This is a genomic window from Pigmentiphaga sp. NML080357, assembly GCF_002188465.1.
Lineage (GTDB): Bacteria > Pseudomonadota > Gammaproteobacteria > Burkholderiales > Burkholderiaceae_B > Pigmentiphaga.
Map to the genome: position 1 here is coordinate 1 of NZ_NINW01000034.1, position 9,670 is coordinate 9,670.

General features: G+C 66.8%; 9 protein-coding genes and 2 pseudogenes. 5 read left to right on the plus strand and 6 right to left on the minus strand.

Annotated features, from left to right (window positions below; all coding sequences use genetic code 11):
- The 5 genes and pseudogenes from CDO44_RS27630 to lysS form a co-directional block, all read left to right on the plus strand.
- A pseudogene (locus CDO44_RS27630) lies at nt 1-359 on the plus strand (hypothetical protein); the annotation flags it as partial.
- Nucleotides 338-2,050: a single-stranded-DNA-specific exonuclease RecJ gene (recJ, locus tag CDO44_RS14820; protein ID WP_087780991.1), complete on the plus strand. Its 1,713-nt coding sequence runs from the start codon at nt 338-340 to the stop codon at nt 2,048-2,050. The pseudogene CDO44_RS27630 and the gene recJ, both read left to right, overlap by 22 nt.
- A 79-nt stretch (nt 2,051-2,129) precedes the next feature.
- Nucleotides 2,130-3,234 (plus strand): peptide chain release factor 2 gene (prfB, locus tag CDO44_RS14825; RefSeq protein WP_144389528.1). Its coding sequence is split into 2 segments (ribosomal slippage): nt 2,130-2,210 and nt 2,212-3,234, totalling 1,104 coding nucleotides; the frame shifts between segments, so codons are not numbered across the junction.
- Nucleotides 3,235-3,257: 23 nt separating this feature from the next.
- Nucleotides 3,258-4,004 (plus strand): SDR family oxidoreductase, encoded by a 747-nt coding sequence (locus CDO44_RS14830; RefSeq protein WP_087780992.1) that lies wholly within the window; start codon nt 3,258-3,260, stop codon nt 4,002-4,004.
- 13 nt (nt 4,005-4,017) lie between these two features.
- A complete protein-coding gene (gene lysS, locus CDO44_RS14835; RefSeq protein WP_087780993.1) occupies nt 4,018-5,547 on the plus strand; it encodes a lysine--tRNA ligase in 1,530 nt (509 codons plus the stop codon).
- Nucleotides 5,548-5,578: 31 nt separating this feature from the next.
- Here the strand turns inward: lysS and CDO44_RS14840 are convergent, their stop codons facing one another.
- The 6 genes and pseudogenes from CDO44_RS14840 to mnmH all read right to left on the minus strand — a co-directional run.
- Nucleotides 5,579-6,295 carry a phytanoyl-CoA dioxygenase family protein gene (locus CDO44_RS14840; RefSeq protein WP_087780994.1) on the minus strand — a complete coding sequence of 239 codons (717 nt, stop codon included), beginning with the start codon at nt 6,293-6,295 and terminating at the stop codon, nt 5,579-5,581.
- Entirely contained in the window at nt 6,261-6,740 is a 480-nt protein-coding gene (locus CDO44_RS14845) for a VOC family protein (protein WP_087780995.1), read from the minus strand. The genes CDO44_RS14840 and CDO44_RS14845 overlap by 35 nt, the downstream gene beginning before the upstream one ends.
- Before the next feature lie 69 nt (nt 6,741-6,809).
- Nucleotides 6,810-7,214 (minus strand): DUF1801 domain-containing protein, encoded by a 405-nt coding sequence (locus CDO44_RS14850; protein ID WP_087780996.1) that lies wholly within the window; start codon nt 7,212-7,214, stop codon nt 6,810-6,812.
- Between the two features lie 391 nt (nt 7,215-7,605).
- Complete coding sequence (locus CDO44_RS14860) at nt 7,606-8,052, minus strand: SRPBCC family protein (RefSeq protein WP_087780997.1); 447 nt, start codon at nt 8,050-8,052, stop codon at nt 7,606-7,608.
- A gap of 151 nt (nt 8,053-8,203) precedes the next feature.
- The gene (locus CDO44_RS14865) at nt 8,204-8,581 is read right to left on the minus strand and encodes a VOC family protein (protein WP_087780998.1); all 378 of its coding nucleotides are present in this window, start codon (nt 8,579-8,581) and stop codon (nt 8,204-8,206) included.
- Nucleotides 8,582-8,635: 54 nt separating this feature from the next.
- Nucleotides 8,636-9,550, minus strand: a pseudogene (gene mnmH / locus CDO44_RS14870) (tRNA 2-selenouridine(34) synthase MnmH); the annotation flags it as partial.
- Nucleotides 9,551-9,670: the final 120 nt, after the last annotated feature.

Sequence of the window (9,670 nt, forward strand, 5' to 3'; positions counted from 1 at the left end):
CAGGCGGCGCGCCCTGGCTGCGTACCCTGGCCGAACGCGATGGCCTGCCCTGGCGGCCCGCCGACGCGGCGCAGCCGGACGCGCTGCCCGGCGCGCTGGCCGAACTGCCCTGCCTCGCCCTGCCCGAGCGCACCGACGACTGGCGCGCCTGGCTCGATGCCGCCGCCCGCCTGGAACGCCACTGGTTCGTCCCCGTGGATGCGGCGCTCCGCGCCGGCGGACTGCGGCGGCTGATCCTGGTCCTGCCGGGCCGCGAACGGCTGGTCACGCTGCACATCGACCGGCGGCCGGCGCTGCTGCGCTGGCTGCCGCCAACCCGACACGATTGGAAACGCTGGTGGTTGCCCCGAGAATCCTGACCCGCCAGCCCGACCTGGCCGCCCTGCGCCGCCTGGAACGGGCCGGCGTCCATCCCCTGCTGGCCCGCCTGTGGGCGGCGCGTGGCGTCGCCGCACCGGAAGAAACCGCGCCCGACTGGGCCGCCATGCTGGCCCCCTCGCTGCTGACCCATGCCGGCCGGGCGGCGGCGCTGCTGGCCGACGCCATCGCGGCGCGCAAGCGGCTGCTGATCGTGGCCGACTACGACTGCGACGGCGCCACCGCCTGCGCGGTGGGCTTGCGCGGCCTGCGGGCCATGGGAGCGATCGCCGACTTCCTCGTGCCCAACCGGTTCGAGACCGGCTATGGCCTGTCTCCCGCCGTGGTGGAACTGGCCTGCGCCCATCCCGCCGGCAAGCCCGACATCCTGATCACCGTGGACAACGGCATCGCCAGCATCGACGGCGTGGCCGCCGCCCGCGACGCCGGCATGCAGGTCATCATCACCGATCACCACCTGCCCGGCGAGGTCCTGCCCGACGCCCTGGCCATCGTCAATCCCAACCAGCCGGGCTGCGGCTTCCCCTCCAAGCACCTGGCGGGAGTCGGCGTCATCTTCTACCTGCTGCTGGCGCTGCGCGCCGAACTGCGGCAGCGCGGCGCCTTCGGCGGCGAGAACGGCCCCCGGCTCGACGCGCTGACCGATCTCGTGGCCCTGGGCACGGTGGCCGACGTGGTCCGGCTCGACGCCAACAACCGGCTGCTGGTGGCCCAGGGGCTGAAGCGCATACGCTCGGGCCGCATGCAACCCGGGCTGCGCGCCCTGTTCGCCGTCGCCGGCCGCAACGCCCGCGAGGCAAGCACGTTCGACCTCGGTTTCGCGCTGGGACCGCGCATCAACGCCGCGGGGCGCCTGGCCGACATGAGCCTGGGCATACGCTGCCTGGTGACCGACGACGAAGACGAGGCGCTGAAGCTGGCACGCGAGCTCGATGCCATGAACCGCGAACGCCGCGAGATCGAGGCCGGCATGCGCGAGCAGGCGCTGGCCTCGCTCGACGCCGTGCCCTCGGTCTCCTCGGCCAGCCTGTGCGTATTCGACGCCTCCTGGCACCAGGGCGTGGTGGGCCTGGTGGCCTCGCGCCTGAAGGACCGCTTCTGGTGCCCCACGCTGGCCTTCGCGCCCGCTGGCGAGGGCGAGTTGCGCGGCTCGGGCCGTTCGGTGCCCGACGTGCACTTGCGCGACGCGCTGGACCTGGTCTCCAAGCGCCATCCCTCCCTCATCCGCAAGTTCGGCGGCCACGCCATGGCCGCCGGGCTGACGCTGCACGAAGCAGACTTTCCCGCCTTCGTGCCGGCGTTCGACGCGGCCGTGCGCGAACTGACCGGCCGCGCCCGGTTCGAGCCGGCGCTGGAAACCGACGGTTCGCTTGAGGCCGACTACGCCAACGCCGAGGTCGCCGCCCTGCTCGACCAGCAGGTCTGGGGCGCGGGCTTCCCGGCGCCAGTGTTCGTGGATTCCTTCATCGTCCGCAACCAGCGCCTGGTGGGTGAAAAACACCTGAAACTCGCGCTCGAACGCGGCCATCAGCGCTTCGACGCCATCTGGTTCGGCCGCGCCGACGCCCTGCCCCCTGCGGTGGACCTGGCCTACCGGCTGGCCCTGAACAACTGGAACGGCATGGTCTCGGTGCAGCTGGTGGTGGAGCACGCGGGAGAATCGGCGGCCTGACCCCCGGGGCGACGCCGGCGTCGCCTGACATTAGTACGTTAAAATTTCGGGTTACGCGAAAAATCACCCGGAATTCAGCATGGAAGCAGAACGTCTCAACCAACTCGAAGCGCAACTCCAGGACCTCTCCGCGCGGACGCAGGCCCTACGGAGGTATCTTTGACTACGATGTCAAAGATGAACGCCTGCAAGTCGTCAACGCCGAACTGGAAAGCCCCGACGTCTGGAACGATCCCAAGCATGCCCAGGACCTGGGCCGCGAGAAGAAAGCGCTCGAAACCGTCGTCCTGACCATCGACGAAATCGAGTCGGGCCTGCGCGACGCCACCGAGCTGTTCGAGATGGCCGCCGCCGACAATGACGACGCCACGCTCGAATCCATCGTCGCCGATGCCCAGGGCATCGAGGAAAAGGTCGGCGGCCTTGAATTCCGCCGCATGTTCGCCAACCCGGCCGACCCGCTCAACTGCTTCCTGGACATCCAGGCCGGCGCCGGCGGCACCGAGGCGCAGGACTGGGCCTCCATGCTGCTGCGGCAGTACCTCAAGTACGCCGAGCGCAAGGGCTTCAAGGCCGAGGTCATGGAAGAATCCGAAGGCGAAGTGGCCGGCATCAAGTCCGCCACCATCAAGATCGAGGGCGAATACGCCTTCGGCTACCTGCGCACGGAAACCGGCGTGCACCGCCTGGTGCGCAAGAGCCCCTTCGATTCCTCCGGCGGCCGCCATACCTCGTTCGCCAGCGTGTTCGTCTATCCCGAGGTCGACGACTCCTTCGAGATCGAGGTCAATCCCGCCGACATACGGGTGGACACCTTCCGTGCCTCCGGCGCCGGCGGCCAGCACATCAACAAGACCGACTCCGCCGTGCGGATGACCCACATCCCCACCGGCATCGTCGTGCAGTGCCAGAACGACCGCTCGCAGCACCGCAACCGCGCCGAAGCCATGCAGATGCTGAAGTCCAAGCTGTTCGAACTGGAAATGCGCAAGCGCATGGCCGAGCAGCAGAAGCTGGAAGACTCCAAGACCGACGTGGGCTGGGGCCACCAGATCCGGTCCTACGTGCTGGACCAGAGCCGCATCAAGGACCTGCGCACCAACGTCGAGATCTCCAACACCCAGAAGGTGCTGGACGGCGACCTAGACCCCTTCATCGAGGCCAGCCTGAAACAGGGCGTCTGACCGGCGCCCGGAGCAAGAGCGACATGATCGACGCCATCGTGATACTGAGCGGCGCCTCGCGCGGCCTGGGGGCCGCGCTGGCCCTGGCCGCCTGCCGGCCAGGCACGCTGCTGGTCACGTTATCGCGCGGCGAACATCCGCTCCTGGCGCAGCATGCGCGCCGGCACGGCTGCGAGCACCGGCACTACGCCGTGGATCTTGCCGATCCGGTCCAGACCGAGACCGTCGCCCGCGGCCTCTTCGCCGACCTGCCCGACGGCGCCGGCCGCTACCGGCTCATCAACAACGCCGGCACGGTCGAACCGATCGCCCAGGCCGCCGTGCTGGACGCGGCTGCCGTCGCGCATGCGCTGCATGTCAACGTCGCGGCAGCCATGCTGCTCACCGCCGCCTTCCTGGGCGCCGCTCCCGCGGCCGCCGATCGCCGCGTGCTCAACATCTCCTCGGGCGCCGGCCAGCAGCCCATGGCGGGCTGGAGCGTCTACTGCGCCACCAAGGCCGCCCTGGACATGTACACGCGCACCGTCAGGCTGGAGCAGCAGGCCGGGGGGCTGCGCATCGCCGCGCTCTCGCCCGGCGTGATCGACACGCCCATGCAGGCCCGCATCCGCGCCACCCTGCCCGATGCCTTCCCCGCCGTGGAAGATTTCAAGACGCTCCACCGCAGCGGCCAGCTCGCCGCCCCCGCCGACGTGGCGGCCCGCATCCTCGACTACCTGGAACGCGACGATTTCGGCCAGAACGAACTCGACGACATCCGACAATACTGACCCGATAGCCACCATGACCGACAACCGGCCCACCGCCAACGAACCCGCGCAAGACGAAAACCAGATCATCGCCGAACGGCGCGCCAAGCTCGCCCGCCTGCGCGAAGCCGGGCCGGCCTTCCCCAACGACTTCGTCCCCGCCGACCGGGCCGCCAAGCTGCACGAACTCTACGACGACAAGGAAAAGGAGGCTCTCGACGCCACCGACATCCAGGCCAGCGTCGCCGGCCGGATGATGCTCAAGCGCGTCATGGGCAAGGCCAGCTTCGCCACCCTGCAGGATTCGACCGGCCGCATCCAGATCTACCTGAGCAAGGAACTCGTCGGCGAAGAGGTCTACAACGCCTTCAAGCACTGGGACATCGGCGACATCATCGGCGTGCGCGGCAAGGTCTTCAAGACCAACAAGGGCGAACTGTCGGTACAGGCGAGCGAAGTACGCCTGCTGACGAAATCGCTGCGCCCCTTGCCGGACAAGTTCCACGGCATCGCCGACCAGGAGCTGCGCTACCGCCAGCGCTACGTCGACCTCATCATGACGGAATCGACGCGCAACACCTTCGTCGCCCGCAGCCGCGCCCTGGCCTCCATCCGCCGCTACATGACCGAAGCCGGCTTCCTGGAAGTGGAAACGCCCATGCTGCAGGTCATCCCCGGCGGCGCCGCGGCCAAGCCCTTCACCACCCACCACAACGCGCTGGACATGCCCATGTACCTGCGCATCGCGCCCGAGCTGTACCTCAAGCGCCTGATCGTGGGCGGCTTCGAGCGCGTGTTCGAGCTGAACCGCAACTTCCGCAACGAAGGCGTCAGCCCCCGGCACAACCCCGAGTTCACGATGATGGAGTTCTACGCGGCCTACGGCGACTACCGCTGGCTGATGGACTTCACCGAAAAGCTCATTCGCCAGGCCGCCATCGACGCCACCGGCAGCGCCAAGGTCACCTACCAGGGCCGCGAGGTGGACCTGTCGCAACCGTTCGACCGGCTGACGATTGCCGAGGCCATCCACAAGTACGCCGAACCGGGCTACACCGACGAACAGCTGAACGACGAAGCCTTCCTGCGCGCCGAACTCAAGAAGCTGGGCGCCCACGTGGAAGGCCCGCAGCTGGCCCGTGCCGGCCTCGGCGCGCTGCAGCTGGCGCTGTTCGAGGAAACCGCCGAGGCCAAGCTGTGGCAGCCCACCTACATCATCGACTACCCGGTGGAAGTGTCGCCGCTGGCGCGCGCGTCCGATACCCGTCCGGGGATCACCGAGCGCTTCGAGCTGTTCATGGTCGGGCGCGAGATCGCCAATGGCTTCTCGGAGCTGAACGACGCCGAGGACCAGGCGGAGCGGTTCCGCAAGCAGGTCGAGGCCAAGGATGCGGGGGACGAAGAGGCGATGTACTACGACGCCGACTACATCCGCGCGCTGGAGTACGGAATGCCGCCGACCGCCGGCTGCGGGATCGGGATCGACCGGCTGGTGATGCTGCTGACGGACAGCCCCAGTATCCGGGACGTGATCCTGTTTCCGCACTTGCGGCGAGAGGACTGAGGATGCGGCCCATCGGCCGGCAAAGGCGCCGTCACCCGTCCAGCAGGCAACGGGACGTCGCCATCATGCGCATGTGCTTCGTCGCATTGACGGATGGCGTATGCAGCAAGCGCATGTCCATCAGGAACACGTCGCCGGCCCGCCCCGCCATCTCGACCATGGTCATGCCCAGCGCCTGAAGCTTGCGCTCCAGGTCCACGGGAGTCCTCAGGGCCTCCCGAAGCGAAGCGGCGGCCGTCGCCCGCTGGCCCACCCGATGCGATCCGGCCAGTGCCAGCGTTGCACCGCCATGCGTCGCTACGTCGTCAATGAGAAAAAACGCCTGGATCCCGGGAAGCCGATCGGCCGGCCGGGCTTTTACGTCCACATGCCAATTCAGGTTCTCCAGCGTCCAGCTGCCCTGCTGCGGGGGCGATAGCAATAGCTGCGCGCCCTGGATGGCCGTGGGCGCGCGTCCCGCCAGGCGGGTAACCTCGTCGACCAGTTCGCGCGTCATCAGCGCCTCGTGCAATCCCGGGTATTTCACGAGCGAGGAAAGCTTTCCGATCTGCTGAAAGACCGGAAGCCCGTGCAGCGCCCTCGGCATGCCCCTTTCTCCGGACAGCCGCTTGAACTCGTCGAGCAATGTCCGCCGGATCGCCGTCATCCGCTTTTGCGGATGAAATCCTTCGAGCCGAAGATACCCCCGGTCGATGAAGAATTCAGCATGCACCTCAGCCCCGCCAGGCCGCCTCGATCGCCGCGACATCGATCTTCTTCATCTGCATCATCGCGTCGAACGCGCGCTTGGCCGCTACGCGGTCGGGATCCGAGACCGCATCGATGAGCACGCGCGGCGTGATCTGCCACGACACTCCCCATTTATCCCTGCACCAGCCGCATTCGATTTCCTGGCCGCCGTTGCGAACGATGGCGTTCCACAGGCGATCGGTTTCGGCCTGGTCTTCGGTCAAGACCTGGAAAGAAAAAGCGCCGTTGTGCGCGATTCCCGGGCCGCCGTTCAGACCGACGCACGGGATGCCGATCACGGTGAACTCGACCGTCAACACATCGCCACTCTTGCCCGCGGGGTAGTCGCCGGGGGCATGCATGATCTTGCCCACGGCACTATCGGAAAACGTGCGGGCGTAGAACTGCGCGGCATCCAGGGCGTCGCGCTCGTACCAGATGCAAATCGTGTTCTTGCTGGCCATGCTGGTTCTCCTATCGGACAATGCCACCAAGCCCCATGCTGACTGGGTCAGCATGCCGGGCACTGCAGGTCAATTCGATTGATTCAGCGCCACGGCAGCTCGGATAAGCGCCGTCAACGCTTTTTCGTCTATCGCGTCGCCTTCGTGAAAATCGATGGCGCGCCGGATATTGCCGTCCAGACTGGCGTTGAAGAGACCGGAAGGATCCTCCAGCGACGCGCCCTTGGCGAACGTCATCTTCACGACGTTCTTGTACGTCTCGCCGGTACAGACAATGCCGCCATGCGACCACACCGGCACGCCACGCCACTTCCATTCCTCGACCACTCCGGGATCGGCCTGCTTGATCAGTGCCCGGATCCGGGCGAGCATCTCGCCTCGCCAATCGTTCAGCTCGCGGATCCTGGCCTCTATTGCCTCTGAGGCAGAGCCTTGCCCCACTTTTTCCTTCAAATCACGCTTCGTCGTCTGCATGCTCTCGTCCTTGGCTGCGGTGTACGCGCCGCCGGGCTCACATCCGCTCTCCCGGCAATTCGCTGGCCTGCTTCACCCAGTCTGCGAACTGCGCCTCGTCGAACGGCTCATCCTCGCGAATGTCCGGGTACCGCGTCTCCCGGGTCTTGGGCTCGCCGGGCGGTACCGGCTGCAATGATGTCCCGCGAAAGAATGTGACCGGAGATTGCCGCCCGAGAGCAGCACCGGCGCGCCGGCGCCCTCGGCGGGAGCCTTCTTGGCAGCCTTCGCCGATCCGGCTGGCATCTTGTCGGTCATTGCGTTCTCTCCATGAAGGGGGCGCTGCGCCGCCCCGGCCGCCCGGCGACCGTCCCGTGCCGACGAGGAAGCGCGGTGCGGCGGTACGAGGCGATCAGTCCGGAATCTCGGGCTCGACCAGCTTGGCCAGTTGCGCCAGCGACTCCTGCCAGCCGAGATAGCACATCTCCTCGGGAATGGCTTCAGGGATGCCCGCCTGGACGATGTTGATCTCGGTGCCGCAGGACACCTGCCTGAGCGAGACGGTCACCTCCATCTGGCCAGGCAGGTTCGGATCGTCGAACCGGTCGGTGTAGCGGATCTTCGCGAACGGGACCAGCTCGAGGTACTCGCCGCCGAAGGAGTGGCTGTTGCCGGAGGTGAAATTCCGGAAGGACATCTTGAAGGTGCCGCCAACCTTGGATTCCATATGGTGGACCTGGCAGGTGAACCCGTAGGGCGGCAGCCATTTCGCCATGGCATCGGGTTCGACGAAAGCGCGGTAGACGCGTTCGGGGGTGGCGCGCAGGACGCGGTGGAATCGGACGGTTCCGGTAGCCATGGTGAATCTCCTTTCATCAGGGGTTGGTATCCCTACGACGAACCGCCGATGCCGGGATCGACATGCGTCGCGCTAGGGAAAACCCGTATCCACATGCGAAGACCGCGGTCCCCTGTTCTCGCTCCCAAGCAGGCCCGCTTGTAGCGGGGCTTCATTCCCACACGTTGGCATGCTGCTCGAACCCGCCCCGATAAGGCTTGCCTACGCAAAACCGGTGTCCGCTGGGAGCCTGCATGACGACCCACTGCTCCCTGCGGGACACGACGGCCGCCCCCAGCTTTTCCAGGCGCGCCACCTCCTCTTCGATCGCATCGGTCTCGATGTCCAGATGCGCGCGCGCCTCGTGGCCGACCGCCTGGAGGATGACCTGGACATCCCCGGGCTTGGTCTGAAGCTGAATGTATTTGCCGTTCGCGTCCACCTGGTCAGGCAGAGGACAACCGAGCGCGGCGCTCCAGAAGCGGGCCTGCGGCAGCAGGTCGTCGGTCCGGCAATCGATGACGATGTTTCCCAGTCTGCTCTTGTGCATTGCATGCTCCCTATGATCGACACGTAAGAAGAGCACCCCGGGGCAACGTTCCCGCTACGCGCCCGAGTGAGCCCGCAAATAATCCAGCACGGCCCGTTGATCGCCGGCGAAGGCGATCCGCGATGCCTTGAGCTTGCGCTGATAACCGTACATGGGATCGTAGTACCCCGTCAGCAGCGCTTCAATCCACGCTCGGTGCAGCTCGACGCTCCCGCTTCGCGCCTGCTCGGCCAGCGCCTGGTCCATGATCGCCGCAAGCTTCCGGTGCCGCTCCCCGCCCAGCCGCCTGCCGATGTTGTCCAGGCTCTGCCGCAGCCGCTGGCCGAACAGCGTCCTGCCCCGTTCCTCGCCATGGATCGCCACGAACTCGGCACACAGGTCGATCACGTAGTCGCGCAGGATGCGCTCCACCCGGTTTTCGAGGCTGTCCTCGAGCCAGACCACGGGATACCCCTGCATGCCCTGGTAAAGGTCGACCGGCACGCTGCAACTGCCGATGGCGTGGCTCTCGTCCTCCAGCACGAACCGCTTCCGGCCGGCTTGCCGCTTCTTCAGGATATCGATGGCGAGACTGTTCTCGAACCCGATCTGCGGCGGCTGCCCGGTGGCGCGCTTGCCGAAGCTCGAGCCGCGGTGATGGGCATGTCCTTCCAGATCCAGGCTATTGTCCAGCTGCCGCAGCACCTCGGTCTTGCCCGTGCCGGTCATCCCGCCCAGCACCGTGAATCCGCACTCGGCCACGGCTTGCTCGATGGTATCCAGCAGAAAGCCTCGCATGGCCTTGTAGCCGCCGACGACGCGGGGATAGGCGATGCCGGCCTCTTCCCTCAGCCACTGCTGGACGATCTGCGAGCGCAGGCCGCCGCGGAAGCAATAAAGACAACCATCGGGATGGGCGCGGGCGAACGCTGCCCAGGCCTCGATGCGCTCGGCCTTGACCGGGCCGCGCACCAATTGGTGGCCTAGGGCGTGTTCACACTAAATGAATTTGCTCGTATACTTCGGGTATGGAAATCACCGAAGCCCAATATCAGCAGATCGAGCACTGTTTGCCGCGACAGCGCGGCAACGTCAGCCTGACGAATCTGC

Coding starts and splice junctions, on each gene's coding strand:
- CDO44_RS14830 (WP_087780992.1), top strand. CDS start 3,258: ATGATCGACGCCATCGTGATACTGAGCGGCGCCTCGCGCGGCCTGGGG.
- CDO44_RS14845 (WP_087780995.1), bottom strand. CDS start 6,740: ATGGCCAGCAAGAACACGATTTGCATCTGGTACGAGCGCGACGCCCTG.
- lysS (WP_087780993.1), top strand. CDS start 4,018: ATGACCGACAACCGGCCCACCGCCAACGAACCCGCGCAAGACGAAAAC.
- CDO44_RS14850 (WP_087780996.1), bottom strand. CDS start 7,214: ATGCAGACGACGAAGCGTGATTTGAAGGAAAAAGTGGGGCAAGGCTCT.
- CDO44_RS14860 (WP_087780997.1), bottom strand. CDS start 8,052: ATGGCTACCGGAACCGTCCGATTCCACCGCGTCCTGCGCGCCACCCCC.
- CDO44_RS14840 (WP_087780994.1), bottom strand. CDS start 6,295: ATGTCGCGGCGATCGAGGCGGCCTGGCGGGGCTGAGGTGCATGCTGAA.
- CDO44_RS14865 (WP_087780998.1), bottom strand. CDS start 8,581: ATGCACAAGAGCAGACTGGGAAACATCGTCATCGATTGCCGGACCGAC.